We start from the raw sequence: 23340 nt of genomic DNA on the forward strand, positions 1-23340 counted from the left end.
ATGAAGTTCGAATCATCTTGAGATACATCGATACAATCACAACCCGGATAGTTTTCACGTCCATCTCAAGACGCTTCCACTATCCAAATTACTTACTTCTTCCAGATTGTTAAAGAACGACAGCCGATATGGTGTTACTCATATCACTCTGACTGGCTCAATCGCCAATGACAAAAGCTCGACGCGTCGAACGCTTGTCATTGAGGATTGGTGGAGGCAGACGGGATCGAACCGACGACCCCCTGCTTGCAAAGCAGGTGCTCTCCCAGCTGAGCTATGCCCCCATGAGTACAGATGCCTCAGGGTGTTACCGCCAGACAAATGGTGGGTCTGGTTGGATTCGAACCAACGACCCCCGCCTTATCAAGACGGTGCTCTAACCGACTGAGCTACAGACCCCTGAGTCTGTCTTTAAATTTACAGCCGATAAGCGTGAGCGCTCAACTTTGCGAGAAGCTCTGGAAAGGAGGTGATCCAGCCGCACCTTCCGATACGGCTACCTTGTTACGACTTCACCCCAGTCATGAATCCTACCGTGGTGACCGTCCTCCTTGCGGTTAGACTAGCCACTTCTGGTAAAACCCACTCCCATGGTGTGACGGGCGGTGTGTACAAGACCCGGGAACGTATTCACCGCGGCATGCTGATCCGCGATTACTAGCGATTCCAGCTTCATGCACTCGAGTTGCAGAGTGCAATCCGGACTACGATCGGTTTTCTGGGATTAGCTCCCCCTCGCGGGTTGGCAACCCTCTGTTCCGACCATTGTATGACGTGTGAAGCCCTACCCATAAGGGCCATGAGGACTTGACGTCATCCCCACCTTCCTCCGGTTTGTCACCGGCAGTCTCCTTAGAGTGCTCTTGCGTAGCAACTAAGGACAAGGGTTGCGCTCGTTGCGGGACTTAACCCAACATCTCACGACACGAGCTGACGACAGCCATGCAGCACCTGTGCGCCGGTTCTCTTTCGAGCACTCCCGAATCTCTTCAGGATTCCGACCATGTCAAGGGTAGGTAAGGTTTTTCGCGTTGCATCGAATTAATCCACATCATCCACCGCTTGTGCGGGTCCCCGTCAATTCCTTTGAGTTTTAATCTTGCGACCGTACTCCCCAGGCGGTCAACTTCACGCGTTAGCTACGTTACTAAGGAAATGAATCCCCAACAACTAGTTGACATCGTTTAGGGCGTGGACTACCAGGGTATCTAATCCTGTTTGCTCCCCACGCTTTCGTGCATGAGCGTCAGTATTGGCCCAGGGGGCTGCCTTCGCCATCGGTATTCCTCCACATCTCTACGCATTTCACTGCTACACGTGGAATTCTACCCCCCTCTGCCATACTCTAGCCTGCCAGTCACCAATGCAGTTCCCAGGTTGAGCCCGGGGATTTCACATCGGTCTTAGCAAACCGCCTGCGCACGCTTTACGCCCAGTAATTCCGATTAACGCTTGCACCCTACGTATTACCGCGGCTGCTGGCACGTAGTTAGCCGGTGCTTATTCTTCCGGTACCGTCATCCCCCGACTGTATTAGAGCCAAGGATTTCTTTCCGGACAAAAGTGCTTTACAACCCGAAGGCCTTCTTCACACACGCGGCATTGCTGGATCAGGCTTTCGCCCATTGTCCAAAATTCCCCACTGCTGCCTCCCGTAGGAGTCTGGGCCGTGTCTCAGTCCCAGTGTGGCTGGTCGTCCTCTCAGACCAGCTACTGATCGTCGCCTTGGTAGGCCTTTACCCCACCAACTAGCTAATCAGCCATCGGCCAACCCTATAGCGCGAGGCCCGAAGGTCCCCCGCTTTCATCCATAGATCGTATGCGGTATTAATCCGGCTTTCGCCGGGCTATCCCCCACTACAGGACATGTTCCGATGTATTACTCACCCGTTCGCCACTCGCCACCAGGTGCAAGCACCCGTGCTGCCGTTCGACTTGCATGTGTAAGGCATGCCGCCAGCGTTCAATCTGAGCCAGGATCAAACTCTTCAGTTTAAACCTGTTACTGTTTTCGGTTCCGTTAAGAACCGGTCGCTCACTCAAAGCTGACAGGTATATGAATCTCTTCATAAACCTGACTTACTTTAGTGTGAGACTCTTGATACTTTCGCTTTCTGATCCGAAGATCAGCCCGCTTCCATCAAGCGCCCACACTTATCGGCTGTTAATTTTTAAAGAGCATTTCTGCGAGGAACTTCGTGTTTCTCAGCAGCGCTGCGTTTTCAGCAGCAGAGAAGCGAGATTATGAACCGTCTTTCTTCACTCGTCAACAACTTTTTGAACTGCTTCGTTGTGACGGTGAGGGGTTCAGCTTCGTGTGCGTTCGGGTCACTACAACCACCCCAACCGCACCGCTTCCCTTCTTCTCCCGCGCCGCGTTTCCGGTAGCGCGAAAGAGGCGTGATTCTATGCACCCGCCCCTCGCAATGCAACCCCTTTTGTGAAAATATTTTGAAAAAGCCCCGCACGCTGCCGCGTGCGGGGCTTCAGGTCCGACACGTCGGATACCGCTGATTGCGTTCGTTAGGCAGCGCGTGGCGCTGCCGTCGCCCGAGTCAGCGGTTCTTGAATACCGGCTTCCGCTTCTCGACGAATGCCGCCATCCCTTCCTTCTGATCTTCCGTCGCAAACAGCGAATGGAACAGGCGGCGCTCGAAGTGGACGCCCTCGGCCAGCGTTGTCTCGTACGCGCGATTCACCGACTCCTTCACCATCATGACTGCCGGCAGCGAAAACTCGGCGATCGTCGTCGCAGCCGCAACCGCTTCGTCGAGGAGTTTGTCGGCCGGCAGCACACGCGACACGAGCCCGGCGCGCTCGGCTTCGGCCGCATCCATGAAACGTGCAGTCAGGCACATGTCCATGGCCTTCGCCTTCGAGACCGCGCGCGGCAGACGCTGCGTGCCGCCGGCGCCAGGCATCACGCCCAGCTTGATCTCCGGCTGGCCGAACTTGGCCGTATCGGCCGCGAAGATGATGTCGCACATCATCGCGAGTTCGCAGCCGCCACCGAGCGCAAACCCCGCCACGGCCGCAATGATCGGCTTGCGGATCTCGCGGACGGTCTCCCAGTTACGCGTGATGTAGTCGCCGCGGTACACATCCATATACGAATAGGTGGCCATCATGCCGATGTCGGCGCCGGCCGCGAACGCCTTCTCGCTGCCCGTCACGACGATCGCGCCGATTTCGTCGTCTGCGTCGAACGCCTTCAGCGCCGCACCCAACTCATCCATCAACGCATCGTTCAGCGCATTGAGCGCCTTCGGACGGTTGAGCGTGATCAATCCGACTCGCCCTCGGGTCTCCACCAGGATGTTCTCGTAAGACATCTATTTCTCCTCGATCAATGAAATGAGAAACGCCTCGCACACGCGAATAGTTTGATGCTAACATTCTCCGACCAACCGGTCGGTTAATTAATCGATCCAACCCTTCTCACTGTCCATCAGGCTGCCGTCATGACCCATGCACTGTTCACGAAGCACGAAGACACGCTGAAACACGCCCTCGCCGCCATCGAGAGCCGCGGGTACTGGAGCCCGTTTGCGGAAATGCCGAGTCCCAAAGTGTACGGGGAAAGCGCGAACGCCGATGGCGAAGCCGCGTTCAAAGCGCATCTCGGCAGCGTGTTCGAGCTCGACCAGCCGGCGTCCGGCGGGACCGTCGGCGCGGAGCAGTCGCCATACGGGATCCCGCTCGACATCCGCTATCCAAAATCGACGCCCGACGAGTTGATCGCCGCGGCAGCCGCGGCCCAACGTCAATGGCGTGAAGCCGGCGCGAGCGCATGGATCGGCGTCAGCCTCGAAATCCTGGCACGGCTGAATCGCGCGAGCTTCGAGATCGCCTACAGCGTGATGCATACGACGGGCCAAGCCTTCATGATGGCATTCCAGGCCGGCGGCCCGCACGCGCAGGATCGCGCGCTCGAAGCGGTCGCCTATGCCTGGGACGAGCTGCGCCGCATCCCCGCCGATGCGCATTGGGAAAAGCCGCAGGGCAAGAACCCGCCGCTCGCGATGCACAAGCGCTATACGATCGTCCCGCGCGGCACCGGCCTCGTGCTCGGCTGCTGCACGTTCCCGACCTGGAATGGCTACCCCGGCCTGTTCGCCGACCTCGCCACCGGCAACACGGTGATCGTCAAGCCGCACCCGGGCGCGATCCTGCCGCTCGCGATCACGGTCCGCATCGCCCGCGACGTGTTGCGCGAAGCCGGCTTCGATCCGAATGTCGTCACGCTGCTCGCGACCGAGCCGAACGACGGCGCGCTCGTGCAGGACCTCGCGCTGCGCCCCGAAATCAAGCTGATCGACTTCACCGGCAGTACGCAGAACGGCACGTGGCTCGAACGCCATGCTCACCAGGCGCAGGTGTACACGGAGAAAGCCGGCGTCAACCAGATCGTGATCGACTCGACCGACGACCTCAAGGCCGCGGCCAAGAACATCGCGTTCTCGCTGGCGCTGTACTCCGGCCAGATGTGCACGGCGCCGCAAAACATCTACGTACCGCGCGACGGCATCCAGACCGCGGATGGCCATGCGAGCTTCGACGACGTCGCCCAGGCCATCGCCGGCGCCGTGCAGAAGCTGACCGGCGACGCTGCACGCTCCGTCGAGCTGATCGGCGCGATCCAGAACGAAGGCGTGAGCGCGCGCATCGACGACGCCCGCAAGCTCGGCCGCGTGCTCGCCGACAGCCAGACGCTCGTGCATCCCACCTTCGCCAACGCTCGCGTGCGCACGCCGCTCGTGATGCACCTCGACGTGGCTGACCGCGCGAAGTTCACGCAGGAGTGGTTCGGCCCGATCTCGTTCGTGATCGCGACCGACTCGACCGCGCAGTCGCTCGATCTCGCCGGCGAGATCGCTGCCCAACACGGCGCGCTGACGCTGTCCGTCTACAGCACCGACGCCAACGTGCTCGACGCTGCGCACGAAGCGGCGATTCGCGGCGGCGTCGCGCTGTCGATCAACCTGACGGGCGGCGTATTCGTCAACCAGTCGGCCGCGTTCTCGGACTTCCACGGCACCGGCGCGAACCCGGCCGCCAACGCGGCACTGGCCGACCCGGCGTTCGTCGCCAACCGGTTCCGCGTCGTGCAAAGCCGAGTGCATGTTGCACCGAAGGCGGCGCCCGCGGAAGCTGGCCATACGGCATAAGCCGAACGGCCGAGGTGCAAATTCGGCCACGTTCTCTACCATGAACGAATCCGCCAACCGGCGGGTTCGTTGCACATCGACACGCCCGACACTCCCATGACCGACGCCTACATCTGCGACGCGATTCGCACCCCCATCGGCCGCTACGGCGGCGCCCTGAAAGACGTTCGAGCCGACGATCTCGGCGCGGTGCCGATCAGCGCGCTGATCGAACGTAACCGCGACGTCGACTGGACCGCGCTCGACGACGTGATCTACGGTTGCGCGAACCAGGCCGGCGAAGACAACCGCAACGTCGCGCGCATGTCGGCGCTGCTCGCCGGCCTGCCGAGCGCCGTGCCCGGCACGACGCTGAACCGGCTGTGCGGCTCCGGCATGGACGCCGTCGGCACGGCCGCGCGCGCGATCAAGGCCGGCGAGGCGCGCCTGATGATCGCGGGCGGCGTCGAAAGCATGACGCGCGCGCCGTTCGTGATAGGCAAGGCCGCCAGCGCGTTCGCCCGCCAGGCCGACATATTCGACACGACGATCGGCTGGCGTTTCGTCAATCCGCTGATGAAGCAGCGATACGGCGTCGATTCGATGCCGGAGACGGCCGAGAACGTCGCGGTCGATTACGACATCAGCCGCGCCGACCAGGATCTGTTCGCGTTGCGCAGCCAGCAGAAGGCCGCGCGTGCGCAGCAGGACGGCACGCTCGCGGCGGAAATAGTCGCGGTGACGATTCCGCAGAAGAAGGGCGACGCCGTCGTCGTGTCACGGGACGAGCACCCGCGCGAAACGTCGCTCGACGCGCTTGCCAAGCTCAAGGGCGTCGTCCGTCCCGACGGCTCGGTGACGGCCGGCAACGCGTCCGGCGTCAACGACGGCGCCTGCGCGCTGCTGCTCGCCAACGCGCAGGCCGCCGATCAATACGGGCTGCGCCGCCGCGCACGCGTCGTCGGCATGGCGACGGCCGGCGTCGAGCCGCGCGTGATGGGGATCGGTCCGGCGCCCGCGACGCAGAAGCTGTTGCGTCAGCTCGGCATGTCGATCGACCAGTTCGACGTGATCGAACTGAACGAAGCATTCGCGTCGCAAGGTCTTGCGGTGCTGCGCATGCTCGGGGTCGCCGACGACGATCCGCGCGTGAACCCGAACGGCGGTGCGATCGCGCTCGGCCATCCGCTCGGCGCATCGGGCGCCCGGCTGGTGACCACCGCGCTTCATCAACTGGAGCGCATCGGCGGCCGCTTCGCGCTCTGCACGATGTGCATCGGCGTCGGCCAGGGCATCGCGATCGCGATCGAACGCGTGTAACCGGCTCGCCGCGCGCCTATAACGAAGTCATGAAGGAGACACTGCATGTCATATGACGCGATCCAGCTGGAGTTCGATCGGGCCGCGAACGTGGCCACGGTCACCCTCAACCGTCCGGACAAGCTGAACAGCTTCACGCGCGCGATGCATCGCGAATTGCAGGCCGCGCTCGATGAGGTCGAGAAAGCCGGCGCCCGCGCGCTGATCCTGACCGGCGCGGGCCGCGGCTTCTGCGCGGGCCAGGACCTTGCCGATCTCGACTTCACGCCCGGCGCTTCGACCGATCTGGGCGCGCTGATCGACGAGCATTTCAATCCGCTGATCCGTCGCCTGCAGCGCATGCCGATTCCGGTCATCGCGGCCGTGAACGGCACGGCCGCCGGCGCGGGCGCGAACCTGGCGCTCGCGTGCGACCTGGTGTTCGCCGCCCGCTCGAGCAGCTTCATCCAGGCGTTCGTGAAGATCGGCCTCGTGCCCGACTCGGGCGGCACGTGGTTCCTGCCGCAGCGCATCGGCATGGCGCGCGCGCTCGGATTGGCACTGACAGGCGACAAACTCGGCGCCGAGCAGGCCGAGCAATGGGGCTTGATCTGGCGCGCGGTCGACGACGATACGCTTGCCGCGTCGGTCCGTCAGGTCGCTAACCAGCTCGCCCAGCAGCCGACGCTCGCGATCGCATCGATCAAGCAATCGATGCGCGACAGCATCAGCAACACGCTCGACCAGCAACTCGACGTCGAGCGCGACCTGCAGCGCAAGCTCGGCCAGTCGTACGACTATTCGGAAGGCGTCAAGGCGTTCATCGAGAAGCGCGCGCCGCGCTTCGAGGGGCGTTGACATGACAGCCGCCCTTCACCCACTCGACCCCGATGCGCTCGCGCGCGCGACTGCGCAGGCCATGTACGAGACGGACGCCTGCAGCCGTGCGTTCGGCATGGAAATCGCCGAGGTGCGCGCCGGCTACGCACGTCTGCACATGCGCGTGCGGCCGGAATTCCTGAACGGGCATCAGACCTGCCACGGCGGCATCATCTTCACGCTCGCCGACTCGACGTTCGCGTTCGCATGCAATTCGTACAACCTGAATACCGTTGCGGCCGGCTGCTCGATCGAGTACCTGCGGCCGGTCCACGGCAACGACGTGCTGACGGCCGAGGCAACCGAGCAGACGCGCAGCGGCCGGCACGGCATCTACGACGTGCGCGTCATGAATCAGGCCGGCGAGACCGTCGCGATGTTTCGCGGCAAGTCGGCGCAAATCAAGGGCACGGTGCTGCCTGAAGATCGCTGACGCCCGCGGCTCGCACATAACAAACACTGGAGACACGCATGACTACCGCGCTACCGCTCGAGCCGATCGAGACCGCCTCACGCGACGAACTGACTGCGCTGCAGCTCGACCGCCTGAAATGGTCGCTTCGGCACGCCTACGAAAATTCCCCGGTCTATCGCAGCAAGTTCGACGAAGCGGGCGTTCATCCGGACGATCTGAAAACGCTCGCCGATCTGGTGCGCTTCCCGTTCACGACCAAGAGCGACCTGCGCGACAGCTATCCGTTCGGGATGTTCGCGGTGCCGCAAGACCAGATCTCGCGCATTCACGCGTCGTCGGGCACGACCGGCAAGCCGACCGTCGTCGGCTATACCGCGCGCGACATCGATACGTGGGCCGATCTCGTCGCGCGCTCGATCCGCGCGGCCGGCGCCCGCCGCGGCGACAAGGTCCACGTCAGCTACGGCTACGGCCTGTTCACCGGCGGCCTCGGCGCGCATTACGGCGCCGAACGCGCGGGCCTCACGGTGATTCCGTTCGGCGGCGGGCAGACCGAAAAGCAGGTGCAGCTGATCCAGGACTTTCGGCCCGACATCATCATGGTGACGCCGAGCTACATGCTGTCGATCGCCGACGAGATCGAGCGCCAGGGCCTCGATCCCGCGCAGAGCTCGCTGCGCATCGGCATCTTCGGCGCGGAACCGTGGACCAACGACATGCGCACGGCCATCGAGCAGCGCATGGGCATCGACGCGGTCGATATCTACGGGCTGTCCGAGGTGATGGGCCCGGGCGTCGCGTCGGAATGCGTGGAGACCAAGGACGGCCCGACCATCTGGGAAGACCATTTCTATCCGGAAATCATCGATCCGGACACCGGCGCGGTGCTGCCGGACGGCGAACTGGGCGAGCTGGTGTTCACGTCGCTGACGAAGGAAGCGCTGCCGATCATCCGCTACCGGACGCGCGACCTCACGCGCCTGCTGCCCGGCTCCGCACGCACGATGCGCCGGATGGAAAAAATCACCGGCCGCTCGGACGACATGATGATCGTGCGCGGCGTGAACGTGTTCCCGACGCAGATCGAAGAGCAGCTGCTGAAACAGCGCGCGCTCGCGCCGCACTACCAGATCGTGCTGACGAAGGAAGGCCCGCTCGACGTGCTGACGCTGAACGTCGAGCCGTGCCCGGAGACGGCTCCCGACACCGCGGCGATCCGCGCGGCGAGCCACGCGCTCGCGCACGACATCAAGTCGCTGATCGGCGTGACCGCGGTCATCAACGTGCTGCCGGTCAACGGGATCGAGCGCTCGGTCGGCAAGGCCCGACGCGTGATCGACAAGCGCAAGGGCTGAACCCGCAGCGCGGCTTCGTGACGGGCCGCGCGCGCACGGATGCCGGCGCCGCTCGCCGCAGCCCAGCCCGCTCGCCACGTTCCGCGATGAAAAACACCCCAAAGGCCGGATCGACGATCCAGCCTTTGGGGTGCAGCAATTCGAGGCCGTGTCGGCACGCCGGCTACAGCTTTACGTCGGCGCGGTCGCGCATCACGAATTCGGGAACAGCAGCCACATCCGGCCAACCTGCTTCATCCGGCCGGCCTGGTCGCCCGCATCGTCGCCGAGCCCCCAGAAATAGTCGGCGCGCACGCCGCCGCGGATCGCGGAACCCGTGTCCTGCGCGAACACGAGCCGGTTCATCGGTGTATTCGTCAACGGGCGTGTGGTCTGCAGGAACACCGGCGTGCCGAGCGGGATCGACGACGGATCGACCGCGATCGAGCGCTCCGGCGTGAGCGGCACCCCGAGCGCGCCGATCGGGCCTTCCGCGCCACCGTGCGGTGCATCTTCCTTGGTCGGCATGTCGCGGAAGAACACGAAGCGCGGGTTCGTGTCGAGCAGCGCGTCGACGCGTGCCGGATTCGCCTTCGCCCATGCCTTGATGCCCTGCATCGTCGCCTGCGCGGGCGTCAGCTCGCCGTGATCGATCAGCCATTTGCCGATCGAGCGGTACGGCTGGTTGTTGGTGCCGCCGAAGCCGACGCGCATCACCGAACCGTCGTCCAGCAACACGCGCCCCGAACCTTGGACCTGCAGGAAGAACGCCTCGATCGGATCGTCGACCCACACGAGTTCGTTGCCGTTCAGAATGCCCGCGCGCTCGAGCTGCGCGCGCGCCGGCAGCGCGGTGCCCGCGCGATAGCCGGCCGGCCAGCGGTACAGCGCGTACTGGTAAGGACCGCGACGCACCCGCGAGCCGTGCAGCAGCGGTTCGTAATAGCCGGTCACGAGACCGTCCAGCGTACCGTCGGTATTGGCGAACTGAAACGGCGTGAAATACGTTTCGAAGAATGCGCGCGCGCTGCTCACGTCCAGCTCGTCGAGCCGGTTGGCGGCTGCGCACGCGCGTTGCCAGGCCGGCTGGCGCGCGAGCCGCACGCAGTTCTGCCGCAACGCGGCCGTCGCACCGATCAGCGCATCGTCCTGCCAGCCCGGCACCTGCTGCCAGGCCACCGGCGTCAGTCGCTGCGCGGCGACCTGCCCCGGCACGATCGCCGCGCCCGTCGGCGGCTTGAGCGCCGACGTCCGCGTCGGCGCGCTGCCGCATGCCGCGAGCAGCGCGGCCGCCGCGGCGGCGGCCAGCCAGCCGGCCGCCCGGGCGCCAAACCACATACAATGTCCGTTCTTGATGGAAACCGCCATGTCAGATTTTCTCGACCAATATCCGATGCTCATCTTCGGGCTCGAAGCTTTCGTCGCGCTTGCGCTGCTGATCTTCATCGTCGTGTGGACGTCGTCGGGCAGAAAGAAACACGCACGCGACAACGACCGCCAGCCGCGCTGAGCGCCCGCCGCACGCTCAATGCAGCGTGCGCGGCATGTGCAGCGCAAATTCTTCGACGGGCGCCTCGAACCGCTCACCGTCTTCCGCCACGCAGAAATACGCGCCGCGCATCGTGCCGACCGGCGTCGCGATCACGGCCCAGCTCGTGTACTCGAAATGTTCGCCCGGCTGCAGCAGCGGCTGGTGCCCGACGACGCCGAGCCCCTTCACTTCCTGCACGTGATTTTCGCTGTCCGTGATGATCCAGTGACGGGCGATCAGTTGCGCTGCAACCTGCCCCGTATTGCGGATGGTCAGCGTGTACGCGAATGCGTATTGACGTCGATCCGGGTCGGATTGTTCCGGCAAGTAACTGGTTTTCACCGAAACGGTGAACTGATACTGACTCATGGTGTTTCCGCTGTAGGTAACCGCCCGCGCCATCTGTAGCGCCGGGCCGCGGCGCGCCGCACTGGTTCGGCATTCTATGCGCAATCGGGCCGCCACCGCACGGCTCGCCGCCGCGCACGCGGTCGCCGGACGGTAGAATGGCGGTTTTGCGCCGCAGCGTCCCCCGCTCCCCTGTCATGACCCAATTCCGCATCGCTCCCAGCATCCTGTCGGCCGACTTTGCACGGCTCGGCGAAGAAGTCCGCAACGTGGTCGCCGCCGGCGCCGACTGGATTCACTTCGACGTGATGGACAACCATTACGTGCCGAACCTGACGATCGGCCCGCTCGTCTGCGAAGCGATCCGCCCGCACGTGCAGGTGCCGATCGACGTGCATCTGATGGTGCGCCCGGTCGATCGTATCGTGCCCGATTTCGCGAAAGCCGGCGCGAATCTGATCAGCTTCCACCCGGAAGGCTCGGACCACATCGACCGGACGCTGTCGCTGATCCGCGACCACGGCTGCAAGGCCGGCCTCGTGTTCAATCCGGCCACGCCGCTGAACTATCTCGACCACGTGATGGACCGCCTCGATTTCGTGTTGCTGATGTCGGTGAACCCCGGCTTCGGCGGCCAGTCGTTCATCCCGGAAACGCTGAACAAGCTGCGCGAAGCGCGCGCGCGCATCGACGCGTACACCGAACGCACGGGCCGCGAGATCCTGCTCGAGGTGGACGGCGGCGTGAAGACCGACAACATCGCGGAGATCGCGGCAGCCGGCGCCGACACGTTCGTCGCGGGCTCGGCGATCTTCGGCAAGCCCGACTATCGCAAGGTGATCGACGAGATGCGCGCGGCACTCGCGACGGTCGAGCGGAGCTGACGCCGTGGCCGATTCCTCGCTCGACGCTTGCGCGCCGCCCGACACCGGCGCCCCGATCCGTTTCGCGGCGCCGCGCATCGATGCGGCGCTGATCGACCTCGACGGCACGATGGTCGACACGGCCGACGATTTCACGGCCGGGCTGAACGGGATGCTCGCGCAGCTCGGCGCGCCGGCCACGTCGCGCGACGAGGTGATCGGCTACGTCGGCAAGGGCTCCGAGCATCTGATCCAGAGCGTGCTGGCGCCGCGCTTCTCGCAGGCCGACGCGCAAGCGCGCTTCGACGATGCGCTCGCGATCTACCAGGCCGAGTACGCGAAGATCAACGGCCGGCACACGCGGCTCTATCCGGAAGTGACCGCCGGCCTCGATGCGCTGCATGCGGCCGGCATCCGGCTCGCGTGCGTGACGAACAAGCCGCACCGCTTCGCGCTCGAGCTGCTCGAGCAATACGGGCTGATCGATCGTTTCGGCATCGTGCTCGGCGGCGACAGCGTCGCGCGCAAAAAGCCCGATCCACTGCCGATGCTCGCGGCATGCGACGCGCTCGGCGTGGCGCCGCACACGGCGGTCGCGATCGGCGACTCGGAGAACGATGCGCTGGCGGGCCGCGCAGCCGGGATGGCGACGCTGACGGTGCCGTACGGCTACAACCACGGCAAAGCTATACAAACGATAAATTCGGATGGTATAGTCGATTCGTTGCTGGTCGCAGCACGCGCGATCGCCGCGCACAACGCCGGCCGGCCAACCATCTGATTATTTCTTCCATCCGCATGTTTCTGAATAAAAAACGGAGTCTGAGCAGCATCGACCGGGGAGCCTGGCCCTGGCGTCGCTGGTCGCGCTGACCTCTTCGATGAGGTACGCTGAAGCCCGTCTTCAGCGCCGTTTTTTATCTCGCTGCGCATCCGCGCGCCGATCGTCGCACCACCTCCGAGTTCTACCGCATCCGAACGCCTGCGTTCAGGATCGGCCGCAGGCTCGCGACGCTCACGCCCGGAGTGCCGGCCGGCAACAGGCACTTCTCGATCGACCGCCCTTTCGCCGACGGCAGCCGCGCAGCGTCAAGTGATCCCTGGCGCACGCCGCCGCTCGTCCCGAACAGGACCGGAACATGACCGAACTCGAATTCCAATCGCTTGCGAACGAAGGCTACAACCGCATTCCGCTGATCGCGGAAGCACTCGCCGACCTCGAAACGCCGCTGTCCCTCTACCTGAAGCTGGCGCAGCCCGAACGCGCGGGCGCCAACTCGTTCCTGCTCGAATCGGTGGTGGGCGGCGAACGCTTCGGCCGCTACTCGTTCATCGGCCTGCCGGCACGCACGCTGGTGCGCGCCCGCAACGGCGTGTCCGAAGTCGTGCGCGACGGCGAGGTGATCGAAACGCACGACGGCGACCCGTTCGCCTTCATCGAGTCGTTCCAGGCGCGCTTCAAGGTCGCGCAGCGCCCGGGCCTGCCGCGCTTCTGCGGCGGCCTGGCCGGCTATTTCGGCTACGACGCCGTGCGCTACATCGAGAAGAAGCTGGCGAACACCGCGCCGCGCGACGATCTCGGCCTGCCCGACATCCAGCTGCTGCTCACCGAGGAAGTCGCGGTGATCGACAACCTCGCCGGCAAGCTGTACCTGATCATCTATGCCGACCCGGCGCAGCCCGAGGCGTACACGAAGGGCAAGCAGCGCCTGCGCGAACTGAAGCAGCGCCTGCGCACGACGGTGCAGCCGCCCGTCACGTCGGCGAGCGTGCGTACCGAGACGTTCCGCGAATTCAAGAAGGAAGACTATCTGGCCGCCGTGCGTCAGGCGAAGGAATACATCGCGGCCGGCGAGCTGATGCAGATCCAGGTCGGCCAGCGGCTGACCAAGCCGTACCGCGACAATCCGCTGTCGCTGTATCGCGCGCTGCGTTCGCTGAACCCGTCGCCGTACATGTATTACTACAACTTCGGCGATTTCCACGTGGTCGGCGCATCGCCGGAAATCCTCGTGCGCCAGGAAAAGCGCGGCGACGACCAGATCGTCACGATCCGGCCGCTGGCCGGCACGCGCCCGCGCGGCAACACGCCCGAGCGCGACGCCGAACTCGCGACCGAATTGCTGAACGACCCGAAGGAAATCGCCGAGCACGTGATGCTGATCGACCTCGCGCGCAACGACGTCGGCCGCATCGCGCAGATCGGCTCGGTGCAGGTGACCGACAAGATGGTGATCGAGAAGTACTCGCACGTGCAGCACATCGTCAGCTCGGTCGAGGGCAAGCTCAAGCCCGGCATGACGAACTACGACGTGCTGCGCGCGACGTTCCCGGCCGGCACGCTGTCGGGCGCGCCGAAGGTGCGCGCGATGGAGCTGATCGACGAGCTCGAGCCGGTCAAGCGCGGGCTGTACGGCGGCGCGGTCGGCTACATGTCGTTCTCGGGCGAGATGGACCTCGCGATCGCGATCCGCACGGGCCTGATCCACAACGGCAACCTGTACGTGCAGGCGGCGGCGGGCGTCGTCGCCGACTCGGTGCCCGAATCCGAATGGCAAGAGACCGAAAACAAGGCGCGCGCGGTGCTGCGTGCGGCCGAACAGGTCCAGGACGGCCTCGATAGCGACTTCTGACCGGAGACTGACCATGCTGCTCATGATCGACAACTACGACTCGTTCACCTACAACCTGGTCCAGTACTTCGGCGAACTGGGCGAGGACGTGCGCACCTACCGCAACGACGAAATCACGCTCGACGACATCGCGCGCCTGAACCCCGACACGATCTGCCTGTCGCCCGGCCCGAGCAACCCGCAGCACGCGGGCATCACGCTCGACGTGCTGCACGAGTTCGCGGGCAAGAAGCCGATTCTCGGCGTGTGCCTCGGCCACCAGGCGATCGGCGAAGCGTTCGGCGGCCGCGTCGTGCGCGCGAAGACCATCATGCACGGCAAGGTGAGCCGGATCGAAACCGACGGCCGCGGCGTGTTCGCCGATCTGCCGAAGCATTTCGACGTCACGCGCTACCACTCGCTCGCGATCGAGCGCGAATCGCTGCCCGACTGCCTCGAAGTGTCCGCGTGGACGGACGACGGCGAGATCATGGGCGTGCGCCACAAGACGCTGCCGATCGAAGGCGTGCAGTTCCATCCGGAATCGATCCTGTCCGAGCATGGCCACGCGCTGCTCGAGAACTTCCTGAAACAGCATCGCGCAGCCGCCCGCGCGAGCGCGCCGGCCGCCTGACCGGAGACGCACGATGACGATTACCCCGCAGGAAGCGCTGCAGCGCACGATCGAACACCGCGAAATCTTCCACGACGAGATGCTGCACCTGATGCGGCTCATCATGCGCGGCGACATGTCGCCCGTGATGGCGGCCGCGATCATCACCGGCCTGCGCGTGAAGAAGGAGACGATCGGCGAAATCGCCGCCGCCGCGACCGTGATGCGCGAGTTCGCACACCACGTCGAGGTGCCGGACAACTCCAACTTCGTCGACATCGTCGGCACGGGCGGCGACGGCGCGCACACCTTCAACATCTCGACCGCGTCGATGTTCGTGACGGCCGCGGCAGGCGCGAAGGTCGCGAAGCACGGCAACCGCGGCGTGTCGAGCAAGTCCGGCAGCGCCGACGTGCTCGAGGCGCTCGGCGTGAACATCGACCTGCAGCCGGATCAGGTTGCCGCGTCGATCGCCGAAACCGGCATGGGCTTCATGTTCGCGCCGAACCATCATCCGGCGATGAAGAACATCGCGGCCGTGCGCCGCGAGCTCGGCGTGCGGACGATCTTCAACATCCTCGGCCCGCTGACCAATCCGGCCGGCGCACCGAACCAGCTGATGGGCGTATTCCACGCCGACCTCGTCGGCATCCAGGTGCGCGTGATGCAGCGCCTCGGCGCGCAGCACGTGCTGGTCGTGTACGGCAAGGACGGGATGGACGAAGTGTCGCTCGGCGCGGCCACGCTGGTCGGCGAATTGCGCGACGGGCAGGTGCACGAATACGAGATCCATCCGGAGGACTTCGGGCTCCAGATGGTGTCGAACCGCACGCTGAAGGTCGAAAATGCCGACGAATCGCGCGTGATGCTGCTCGGCGCGCTCGACAACCAGCCGGGCGTCGCCCGCGAGATCGTCACGCTGAACGCCGGCACCGCGCTCTACGCGGCCAATGTCGCCGCGTCGATCGCGGACGGCATCCAGCTCGCCCGCGAAGCGATCGCGAGCGGCAAGGCGCGCGCGAAAGTCGACGAACTCGTGCGCTTCACGCAGCAGTTCAAGCGCTGACTCCCCTCACGAATCCAGCAGGAACCCACATGAGCGACATTCTCGACCGAATCATCGCAGTCAAGCGCGACGAAGTCGCGGCAGCCATGCGCAGCACGCCGCTCGAGGCGCTGAAACTCGAAGCATCGGCGCGCGACCTGCGCGACTTCGTCGGCGCGCTGCGCGCGAAGCAGGCCGCCGGCCAGCCCGCGGTGATCGCCGAAGTGAAGAAGGCGAGCCCGTCGAAGGGCGTGCTGCGCGAGCATTTCGTGCCGGCCGACATCGCGCGCTCGTACGCGACGCACGGCGCTGCATGCCTGTCGGTGCTGACCGACGAACAGTTCTTCCAGGGCAGCGTGCGCTACCTCGAGGAAGCGCGCGCGGCCTGCACGCTGCCGGTGCTGCGCAAGGACTTCATCGTCGACGCGTACCAGATCCTCGAGGCGCGCGCGATGGGCGCCGACGCGATCCTGCTGATCGCGGCCGCGCTCGACACGCCGCTGATGCAGGAACTCGAAGCGTATGCGCACTCGCTCGGCCTCGCGGTGCTGGTCGAGGTTCACGACCGCAACGAGATGGAACAGGCGCTCACGCTGAAGACGCCGCTCGTCGGCATCAACAACCGCAACCTGCGCACCTTCGAGACGACGATCCAGACCACGCTCGACATGCTCGACATGGTTCCGGCCGACCGCATGGTCGTAACCGAGTCGGGCATCCTGTCGCGCGCGGACGTCGACACGATGCGCGCGGCGAACGTGAACGCGTTCCTCGTCGGCGAAGCGTTCATGCGCGCGGACGAGCCGGGCGCGGCACTCGCGCGGATGTTCTTCTGATGGCGATCGAACGGGAGATCAAGCTCGCGCTGCCGGCCGGTCAGGCCGAGGCCGCGCGGCACTTTTTCGAAACGCTGACCGGCGAAACCGGCCAGACCATCACGCTCGCGAACGTCTATTACGACACGCCCGAGCTCGCGCTCGCCCAGTCGAAGAGCGCGGTGCGCGTGCGCCGCACGCCGCACGGCTGGCTGCAGACGTTCAAGACGGTCGGCATCGCCGAGGCCGGCCTGCATCGCCGCCATGAATGGGAGCTGCCGGTCGCCGGCGACGCGCTCGAAATCGACGCGCTCGTCGCCGCCTGCGACGTGCCGGAAGCCGCGACCGCATTGCGCGACGCGGCGCCCGCCCTGCACGCGCTGTTCCGCACGGATTTTTCGCGTACGCTGTGGCGCGTCGCAATCGGCGGCGCGACCGTCGAGGCGGCGGTGGACGTCGGCGAGATCGTCGTTCAGACGCAAAGCGATACGCGCCGCGAACCGATCAGCGAAATCGAACTCGAACTGATCGACGGCCCGGAAGCGGCGCTCGCGACGCTCGCCGCCGAATTGCAGCAGGCGCTGCCGGGCCTCGCCCCCGAAAACATCAGCAAGGCGCAGCGCGGCTACCGGCTGCGCGCGCAATAACCCGCATCACGCATGGCAACCCGCAAGACTCTCCGTACGCCGCAACAGGCGTCGCTGTTCGACGATCCCGCGCCGGAACCGGCGCAGCACGATGTTCCCGCCGCCGCACCCACGCGTGCGCGCACCGGCAAGAAGGCCGCGGAAGCGGCTCCGGCGCGCGCCGCACAGCCGCAGGCCGGCGCCGCCGACGTCCCGCACCTCGCCGCCCAATTCGACGCGCTGCCGGCCGTCTGGCGCGACGTGCTGAAGCCGTTCACCGACAGCGACGCGTATGCGCCGCTGTGTCGCTTCGTCGACGACGAGCGCGCCGCCGGCAAGACGGTCTATCCGACCGACGTGTTCCGCGCGCTGCGCCTGACGAGCCCGGACGACGTGAAGGTCGTGATCCTCGGCCAGGACCCGTACCACGGCGACGATCGCGGCACGCCGCAGGCCCATGGCCTCGCGTTCTCGGTGCCGCCGGCCGTGCGCACGCCGCCGTCGCTGCGCAACATCTTCAAGGAAATCGCGGCGAACTTCGGTCACGACACGCCGCGCCACGGCTGCCTCGACACGTGGGCACGCCAGGGCGTGCTGCTGCTCAACACCGTGCTGACGGTCGAGCGCGGCGCCGCCGCGAGCCACGCGAAGCGCGGCTGGGAGCAATGCACGGACACGCTGATCCGCGAGCTGGCCGGCCGTCATCGCGGCCTCGTGTTCATGCTGTGGGGCGCGCATGCGCAGGCGAAGCGCGCGCTGTTCGATGCGAACGCCCATTGCGTGCTCGAGGCGCCGCATCCGTCGCCGCTGTCCGCGCACCGCGGCTTCCTCGGCTGCCGTCACTTCGCGCTCGCGAACGAGTATCTGGTCGAAGCGGGCCGCGAACCGATCGACTGGCGGCTTCCGGAGATCGCCGAAACGCTCGCCTGACGCACGTCGCCGGCTTGGCGTGGGCGCCGGCCGCAACGCAAAAACGCCGCGCCCTGTCGGGACGCGGCGTTTTCGTTTGACGACGCAGCGCGGCACGGCCGCGCATCTGCGCACCTCTGCGCACCTCTCCGCATTACACGGCGGCGATCGCCTCGCGTGCACCGGCGAGCGCGGCGCTCTGCGCATCGGGCCCGAGGTTCAGGCCTTCGGCGTGGATGAAGCTTACGTCGGTCAGGCCGATGAAGCCGAGGAAGGTGCGCAGGAACGGCGTCTGGCTGTCGTTCGGCGTACCGAGGTACTTGCCGCCGCGCGCGGTGACCACGTGCACCTTCTTGCCCTTGATGAGGCCTTCCGGACCGTTCTCGGTATAGCGGAACGTGACGCCGGCACGGGCGATCCAGTCGAAATACGTCTTCAGTTGCGACGACACGCCGAAGTTGTACATCGGAGCGGCGATCACGACGATGTCGGCCGCCTGCAGTTCGGCGATCAGTGCATCGCTCTTCGCGACGATCGCATTCTGTTCCGCGCTGCGCTGGTCGGCCGGCGTGAAGAACGCGCCGAGCACCGTTTCGTCGAGGTGCGGCAGCGCGTCGGCCAGCAGGTCGCGCACGACGACCTGGGCGCCGGGGTTCGATTGTCGCAGCTTTGCCGTCAGTTCGCTGGCCAGCAGCGTGGACTGCGCACCTTGCGAGCGCGCCGCGGAATTGATTTGCAGAATGGTCGTCATGTCAGGCTCCAGTTGGATTGCGCTTGGTCAGCGCGAGTGACGCCATTGTGCGTGGCCACATCGTCGCGAAAAAGCGGGGCTCCGGCGACGGATTGTTGCATCAGCAGAACAATCGGCCGCCGGTTGGGCGCAGCCCGCCTGCGCTCAGCCGTTCAGCCAGGCTTCCCGGGCGTTGCGCGCGGCGGCCGGCTTCGCGGCCGCGGTCAGCCGGTAGCGCGTGACGTCCGGGCCGTCGAGCTTCAGCTTCACGGTCCGCAGCTCGTCGCGCCGGAACGCGTGGATCTCGACCTTGTCGCCCGGCCGGTAGCGCGCGAGCAGCGCGTCGAGGTTCGTGCCGGTGATGCGCAGGCCGTCGAGCGCGATCAGCGTGTCGCCGGCCGACAGCCCTGCGCGGTGCGCGCCGCCGCCTTCGTAGACGGCCGCCAGCGTGCAGTCCGCGCCGCCGCGCAGGCGCGCGCCGATGCTCGGCTTCGCGGCCGCGCCGTTCGCGACTTCCGGCACGAGCGTCACGCCGAACGGCGCGAACAGTTCGGCGAGCGGCAGGTCGCGCGTGCCGTGCACGGCGTCGGCGAACAGGCGGCCGAGCGCGACGCCGGTGGCTTCCTCGATCAGCGCGTCGACTTCGTCCTCGCCGACGCCCGCCTGCTTGCCGCGATAGAAGTCGCGCCCGTAGCGCTGCCACAGCAGGCGCATCACGTCGTCGAGCGACTTGCGGTTGCGCGTTTGCGCGCGAATCGCCAGATCGAACGCGAGCGCGACGAGCGAACCCTTCGTGTAGTAGCTGACGATCGCGTTGGTCGCGTTCTCGTCCTGCCGGTAATACTTGATCCACGCGTCGAACGAGCTGTCGGCGACGCTCTGCTTCAGGCGGCCCGTGCCGCGCAGCACGCCGCCGATGGTGCGGCCGAGCGCGGCGAAGTATTCGTCCTGCGACATCAGCCCGCTGCGCACCAGCATCAGGTCGTCGTAATACGACGTGAAGCCCTCGAACAGCCACAGCAGCGACGTGTAGTTTTCGCGCCCGAGGTCGTACGGCACGAACGCGGCCGGCTTGATGCGCTTCACGTTCCACGTGTGGAAGTATTCGTGGCTGCACAGGCCGAGGTAGGTACGATAGCCTTCGGTCGTTTCCGGCCGTCCCTTCACCGGCAGGTCGGTGCGGTTGCAGATCAGCGCGGTCGACGCACGGTGCTCGAGGCCGCCGTAGCCGTCGCTGACCGCGAGCGTCATGAACACGTAGCGGTCCATCGGCGCCTTCTTCGACTTCGGCTCGAACAGCGCGATCTGCGCTTCGCACACGCGCTTGAGGTCGGTACGCAGGCGCTCCATGTCGAGCTGCGTCACACGCCCGGCGATCACGATGTCGTGCGGCACGCCGTGCGCTTCGAACGTCGCCAGCGCGAATTCGCCGATCGTGACCGGATGGTCGGCCAGTTCGTCATAGTTCGCCGCGCGATAGGCGCCGAACCCGTACCGCCGCGTGCCGCGCGCCTCGGGCAGCGACGTGCCGACGCGCCACGTGCGGAACGCCGGGCCGGCCGGCTTCGCGATGTCGACCTCGCACGGTGCGTCCTCGCGGCCGGCAACGCTCAGAAACACCGCGGTGGCGTTGAAGAAGCCGCCCGCTTCGTCGAGATACGCGGAGCGCACCGACAGGTCCCACGCATAGACGTCGTAGCGCAGCGTCAGCGCGCCGCTCACCGGCGCGGCCTGCCACGTGTTCTTGTCGGTCTTGGCGATCCGCACCTTGCGGCCGGCGTCGTTGAACGCGGCGAGCGTGACGATGTTGCGCGCGAACTCGCGCACGAGATAGCTGCCCGGAATCCAGACCGGCAGCGCGAAGCGCTGGCCTGCGGGATCGGGGTCGGCGACCGTCACCGAGACTTCGAACAGGTGCGCGGCAAGATCTTTCGGGGCAATCGAATAGCGGATCGGCTGGGTCATCGTGGCAATCGGTCGGAAATCGGTCGGAGATCGAACGGGATAAGGCGGCGAAAACGACGAGAGGCGCCGGCGGGTGTCGCGGGCGCCCCTCGCTGGCCGGGCGCTGCGGCCCGGCGTGTCGGTCGGTTACTTGCTCGACGCGAGCGCCTGGTTCAACTGCTCGGCCGAAACGGCGCCCGGCAGGCGGCGACCGTCCGGCAGGAAGATCGTCGGCGTGCCGGTGACGTTCATCCCGTGGCCGAGCGCGAGGTTCTTGTCGAGCGCGGTGGTGTCGCAGGTGCCGGCGCCGGACGGCGCGCGATGGTCGATCATCCAGCTTTCCCACGTCTTCGCGCGATCGCTCGCGCACCAGATCGCCTTCGACTTCGCGGTCGAATCCGGCGACAGCACCGGGTACAGGAACGTGTAGACGGTCACGTTGTCGATCGACTGCAGCGTCGTCTCGAGCCGCTTGCAGTACGGGCAGTTGGGGTCGGAGAACACCGCGATCTTGCGTGCGCCGTTGCCCTTCACGACCTTGATCGCGTTCGCGAACGGCAGGCTCGCGAAATCGATCCGGTTCAGATCGGACAGGCGTGCGTCGGTCAGGTTCTTGTGCGTCTTGGTGTCGACGAGATCGCCGAGCAGCACGTAGTCGCCCGCTGCGTCGCTATAGATGATCTGCGAGCCGAGGTTCACCTCGTAGAGGCCCGCGACCGGCGATTTCGACACGCTCTTGATCGGCGCGTCGCTGCCGAGACGCGCCTGCAGCGTGGCTTTCAGCTTGTCGGTGGTTTGGTCGGCCTGCGCGGTACAGCCAAGCGTCGCCATCGTGACGGCGAGCGCCAGCGAGGCGATGCGGATCGTTCTTTTCATCGGGTTGGTCCTTCAGCTCAATCGAAGTGCACGTCACAGTGTACGCCGTAACGGGCACCTGTCCGACAGGACCGCCATGCGAGGGTTCGATCAGCCGAGCGCGGCCGACACCAGCCAGCGCTTCACGAGCGGCTGCGCGCCGACGAACGCCATGCCCGCGTTGCGCACCGCCTTCGCGAGCGGGCCGGGCACCGAGAACAGCCGCTGCAGCCCGTCGGTCGCGACCATCAGCGCGCGGATGTCCTCGCGGCGCGCGCGCTCGTAGCGGCGCAGCAGCACCGTATCGCCGAGATTGCGGAAGCTCTCCTTGCTCGCGATCGCATCGGCGAGCGACGCGACGTCGCGCAGCCCGAGGTTCATCCCCTGCCCCGCGAGCGGGTGGATCAGATGCGCGGCGTCGCCGACGAGCGCGACGCGCGGCGCGATCAGCTTGTCGACCGTCTGCAGCGCGAGCGGGAAACCGGCCGCCGGCGTCACGCATTCGAGCGTGCCGACCTGACCGTGCGACACGCGTTCGACTTCGGCGGCGAGCTGCGCGGGATCGAGCGCGAGCAGCTGATCGGCGTGCGCGGTCTGCGCGGACCACACGAGCGACACGTGGCCGTCGGGCAGCGGCAACAACGCGATGATCTCGCCTTCGTGGAACCACTGGTACGCGGTCTCGCGGTGCGGCAGCGACGCCTTGAAGTTCGCGACGACGCCCGTCTGCCGGTAATCGCGGCGCTCGACCTTGGCGCCCATTTGGGAGCGCACCCACGAATGGGCGCCGTCCGCGCCGACCACGAGGTCCGCCTCGACCACGTGCCCGGACGACAGCGTCAGGACGGCCGCATCGTCGCGCACGTCGAAGCCCTGTGCGCGCGCGTCGAACCACGTGAGATTCGGCTGGAACCGCAGCGCGGCGTCGAGCGACGTCTCGATCAGCGACGATTCGACGATCCATGCGAGCTGCGGCACCGACGCCTGGTACGCGGAGAAATGCAGCTCCGCGTGGGCATCGCCGTACACGCGCATGTCGTACACCGGCGCGAGCCGCCCGTGGTCGAGCGCCTGCCAGACCCGCAGCCGTTCGAGCAACGCCTGCGAACTGGAGGACAGCGCGTAGATGCGCGTATCGAACGCGAGATCGGCGGGGCGCGGGGTCGCCGGCTGGGCGAGCAACGCGGTCTTGTAGCCGGACTGGGTCAGCGCGAGCGCGGCCGTCTTGCCGACGAGCCCGCCGCCGACCACGGCGACGTCGAAGGTGTGGTGGGCAGTCATGGCGCGCATTATAGCCGCGGGGCCGAGCCCTTACGCGGCCGGACTTTGCGGGAAATCAGCAGAATCGCCCGCGGCTGCGCCGATGCGGCGGCCG

The 23340-nt window shown here is 66.0% G+C and carries 20 protein-coding genes, 2 tRNA genes and 1 rRNA gene; 13 read left to right on the top strand and 10 right to left on the bottom strand.

Annotated elements, in window-relative coordinates; all coding sequences use genetic code 11:
- Positions 1-208: 208 nt before the first annotated feature.
- From AK36_RS11380 to AK36_RS11395, 4 genes are all read right to left on the bottom strand, one after another.
- Positions 209-284 (bottom strand) — tRNA-Ala (locus AK36_RS11380).
- 38 nt (positions 285-322) lie between these two features.
- Positions 323-399, bottom strand: a tRNA-Ile gene (locus AK36_RS11385).
- A 63-nt stretch (positions 400-462) separates the two neighbouring features.
- A 16S ribosomal RNA gene (locus AK36_RS11390) occupies positions 463-1995 on the bottom strand.
- A 560-nt stretch (positions 1996-2555) separates the two neighbouring features.
- A complete protein-coding gene (locus tag AK36_RS11395; protein WP_011883164.1) occupies positions 2556-3332 on the bottom strand; it encodes an enoyl-CoA hydratase in 777 nt (258 codons plus the stop codon).
- Positions 3333-3461: 129 nt separating this feature from the next.
- Here AK36_RS11395 and paaN point away from each other — a divergent pair, with 129 nt between their 5' ends.
- From paaN to paaK, 5 genes are all read left to right on the top strand, one after another.
- Complete coding sequence (gene paaN, locus AK36_RS11400) at positions 3462-5168, top strand: phenylacetic acid degradation protein PaaN (protein ID WP_011883163.1); 1707 nt, start codon at positions 3462-3464, stop codon at positions 5166-5168.
- A 96-nt stretch (positions 5169-5264) separates the two neighbouring features.
- Positions 5265-6467: a 3-oxoadipyl-CoA thiolase gene (gene pcaF / locus AK36_RS11405; protein WP_011883162.1), complete on the top strand. Its 1203-nt coding sequence runs from the start codon at positions 5265-5267 to the stop codon at positions 6465-6467.
- 45 nt (positions 6468-6512) lie between these two features.
- Positions 6513-7304, top strand: a complete 792-nt coding sequence (gene paaG / locus AK36_RS11410) for a 2-(1,2-epoxy-1,2-dihydrophenyl)acetyl-CoA isomerase PaaG (RefSeq protein ID WP_045578551.1) — start codon at positions 6513-6515, stop codon at positions 7302-7304.
- A 1-nt stretch (position 7305) separates the two neighbouring features.
- Entirely contained in the window at positions 7306-7758 is a 453-nt protein-coding gene (gene paaI / locus AK36_RS11415; RefSeq protein WP_045578552.1) for a hydroxyphenylacetyl-CoA thioesterase PaaI, read from the top strand.
- Positions 7759-7796: 38 nt separating this feature from the next.
- Positions 7797-9095: a phenylacetate--CoA ligase PaaK gene (paaK, locus tag AK36_RS11420; RefSeq protein WP_045578553.1), complete on the top strand. Its 1299-nt coding sequence runs from the start codon at positions 7797-7799 to the stop codon at positions 9093-9095.
- Between the two features lie 192 nt (positions 9096-9287).
- Here the strand turns inward: paaK and mltA are convergent, their stop codons facing one another.
- Both mltA and apaG read right to left on the bottom strand, forming a co-directional pair.
- Positions 9288-10520 (bottom strand): murein transglycosylase A, encoded by a 1233-nt coding sequence (gene mltA / locus AK36_RS11425; RefSeq protein ID WP_011883158.1) that lies wholly within the window; start codon positions 10518-10520, stop codon positions 9288-9290.
- Between the two features lie 79 nt (positions 10521-10599).
- Positions 10600-10974, bottom strand: coding sequence for a Co2+/Mg2+ efflux protein ApaG (gene apaG, locus AK36_RS11430; RefSeq protein WP_011655875.1), 375 nt, complete (start codon positions 10972-10974; stop codon positions 10600-10602).
- Between the two features lie 176 nt (positions 10975-11150).
- On the opposite strand from apaG, the gene rpe reads away from it, so the two are divergent.
- From rpe to AK36_RS11470, 8 genes are all read left to right on the top strand, one after another.
- The gene (gene rpe / locus AK36_RS11435) at positions 11151-11837 is read left to right on the top strand and encodes a ribulose-phosphate 3-epimerase (RefSeq protein WP_011883156.1); all 687 of its coding nucleotides are present in this window, start codon (positions 11151-11153) and stop codon (positions 11835-11837) included.
- Between the two features lie 4 nt (positions 11838-11841).
- A complete protein-coding gene (locus AK36_RS11440) occupies positions 11842-12597 on the top strand; it encodes a phosphoglycolate phosphatase (protein ID WP_045578554.1) in 756 nt (251 codons plus the stop codon).
- Between the two features lie 358 nt (positions 12598-12955).
- Positions 12956-14449 carry an anthranilate synthase component I gene (gene trpE / locus AK36_RS11445; protein ID WP_011883154.1) on the top strand — a complete coding sequence of 498 codons (1494 nt, stop codon included), beginning with the start codon at positions 12956-12958 and terminating at the stop codon, positions 14447-14449.
- A gap of 13 nt (positions 14450-14462) precedes the next feature.
- Positions 14463-15062 (top strand): aminodeoxychorismate/anthranilate synthase component II, encoded by a 600-nt coding sequence (locus AK36_RS11450; RefSeq protein ID WP_011883153.1) that lies wholly within the window; start codon positions 14463-14465, stop codon positions 15060-15062.
- A 13-nt stretch (positions 15063-15075) separates the two neighbouring features.
- Positions 15076-16107 (top strand): anthranilate phosphoribosyltransferase, encoded by a 1032-nt coding sequence (trpD, locus tag AK36_RS11455; RefSeq protein WP_011883152.1) that lies wholly within the window; start codon positions 15076-15078, stop codon positions 16105-16107.
- Between the two features lie 29 nt (positions 16108-16136).
- Entirely contained in the window at positions 16137-16922 is a 786-nt protein-coding gene (trpC, locus tag AK36_RS11460) for an indole-3-glycerol phosphate synthase TrpC (protein ID WP_011883151.1), read from the top strand.
- Positions 16922-17548, top strand: coding sequence for a CYTH domain-containing protein (locus tag AK36_RS11465; RefSeq protein ID WP_045578555.1), 627 nt, complete (start codon positions 16922-16924; stop codon positions 17546-17548). The genes trpC and AK36_RS11465 overlap by 1 nt, the downstream gene beginning before the upstream one ends.
- A 12-nt stretch (positions 17549-17560) precedes the next feature.
- The gene (locus AK36_RS11470) at positions 17561-18457 is read left to right on the top strand and encodes a uracil-DNA glycosylase (protein ID WP_045578556.1); all 897 of its coding nucleotides are present in this window, start codon (positions 17561-17563) and stop codon (positions 18455-18457) included.
- 133 nt (positions 18458-18590) lie between these two features.
- Here AK36_RS11470 and AK36_RS11475 read toward each other — a convergent pair whose 3' ends face one another.
- The 4 genes from AK36_RS11475 to AK36_RS11490 form a co-directional block, all read right to left on the bottom strand.
- Positions 18591-19187, bottom strand: coding sequence for an FMN-dependent NADH-azoreductase (locus AK36_RS11475; RefSeq protein ID WP_045578557.1), 597 nt, complete (start codon positions 19185-19187; stop codon positions 18591-18593).
- 144 nt (positions 19188-19331) lie between these two features.
- Complete coding sequence (locus AK36_RS11480; protein ID WP_011883147.1) at positions 19332-21131, bottom strand: M61 family metallopeptidase; 1800 nt, start codon at positions 21129-21131, stop codon at positions 19332-19334.
- 126 nt (positions 21132-21257) lie between these two features.
- Positions 21258-21986: a DsbC family protein gene (locus AK36_RS11485; RefSeq protein WP_034193974.1), complete on the bottom strand. Its 729-nt coding sequence runs from the start codon at positions 21984-21986 to the stop codon at positions 21258-21260.
- A gap of 90 nt (positions 21987-22076) precedes the next feature.
- A complete protein-coding gene (locus tag AK36_RS11490) occupies positions 22077-23255 on the bottom strand; it encodes a UbiH/UbiF family hydroxylase (protein WP_011883145.1) in 1179 nt (392 codons plus the stop codon).
- Between the last annotated feature and the right edge of the window lie 85 nt (positions 23256-23340).

Origin of the sequence: Burkholderia vietnamiensis LMG 10929 (assembly GCF_000959445.1) — a bacterium.
In the GTDB taxonomy this organism is placed as follows: Bacteria; Pseudomonadota; Gammaproteobacteria; order Burkholderiales; family Burkholderiaceae; genus Burkholderia; species Burkholderia vietnamiensis.

What these genes read in the sequence shown, in the direction of transcription:
- AK36_RS11395 (WP_011883164.1), bottom strand. Translation starts at nt 3,332, where the DNA reads ATGTCTTACGAGAACATCCTGGTGGAGACCCGAGGGCGAGTCGGATTG.
- paaN (WP_011883163.1), top strand. Translation starts at nt 3,462, where the DNA reads ATGACCCATGCACTGTTCACGAAGCACGAAGACACGCTGAAACACGCC.
- pcaF (WP_011883162.1), top strand. Translation starts at nt 5,265, where the DNA reads ATGACCGACGCCTACATCTGCGACGCGATTCGCACCCCCATCGGCCGC.
- paaG (WP_045578551.1), top strand. Translation starts at nt 6,513, where the DNA reads ATGTCATATGACGCGATCCAGCTGGAGTTCGATCGGGCCGCGAACGTG.
- paaI (WP_045578552.1), top strand. Translation starts at nt 7,306, where the DNA reads ATGACAGCCGCCCTTCACCCACTCGACCCCGATGCGCTCGCGCGCGCG.
- paaK (WP_045578553.1), top strand. Translation starts at nt 7,797, where the DNA reads ATGACTACCGCGCTACCGCTCGAGCCGATCGAGACCGCCTCACGCGAC.
- mltA (WP_011883158.1), bottom strand. Translation starts at nt 10,520, where the DNA reads ATGAAGATCAGCAGCGCAAGCGCGACGAAAGCTTCGAGCCCGAAGATG.
- apaG (WP_011655875.1), bottom strand. Translation starts at nt 10,974, where the DNA reads ATGAGTCAGTATCAGTTCACCGTTTCGGTGAAAACCAGTTACTTGCCG.
- rpe (WP_011883156.1), top strand. Translation starts at nt 11,151, where the DNA reads ATGACCCAATTCCGCATCGCTCCCAGCATCCTGTCGGCCGACTTTGCA.
- trpE (WP_011883154.1), top strand. Translation starts at nt 12,956, where the DNA reads ATGACCGAACTCGAATTCCAATCGCTTGCGAACGAAGGCTACAACCGC.
- AK36_RS11450 (WP_011883153.1), top strand. Translation starts at nt 14,463, where the DNA reads ATGCTGCTCATGATCGACAACTACGACTCGTTCACCTACAACCTGGTC.
- trpD (WP_011883152.1), top strand. Translation starts at nt 15,076, where the DNA reads ATGACGATTACCCCGCAGGAAGCGCTGCAGCGCACGATCGAACACCGC.
- trpC (WP_011883151.1), top strand. Translation starts at nt 16,137, where the DNA reads ATGAGCGACATTCTCGACCGAATCATCGCAGTCAAGCGCGACGAAGTC.
- AK36_RS11465 (WP_045578555.1), top strand. Translation starts at nt 16,922, where the DNA reads ATGGCGATCGAACGGGAGATCAAGCTCGCGCTGCCGGCCGGTCAGGCC.
- AK36_RS11470 (WP_045578556.1), top strand. Translation starts at nt 17,561, where the DNA reads ATGGCAACCCGCAAGACTCTCCGTACGCCGCAACAGGCGTCGCTGTTC.
- AK36_RS11475 (WP_045578557.1), bottom strand. Translation starts at nt 19,187, where the DNA reads ATGACGACCATTCTGCAAATCAATTCCGCGGCGCGCTCGCAAGGTGCG.
- AK36_RS11480 (WP_011883147.1), bottom strand. Translation starts at nt 21,131, where the DNA reads ATGACCCAGCCGATCCGCTATTCGATTGCCCCGAAAGATCTTGCCGCG.
- AK36_RS11485 (WP_034193974.1), bottom strand. Translation starts at nt 21,986, where the DNA reads ATGAAAAGAACGATCCGCATCGCCTCGCTGGCGCTCGCCGTCACGATG.
- AK36_RS11490 (WP_011883145.1), bottom strand. Translation starts at nt 23,255, where the DNA reads ATGCGCGCCATGACTGCCCACCACACCTTCGACGTCGCCGTGGTCGGC.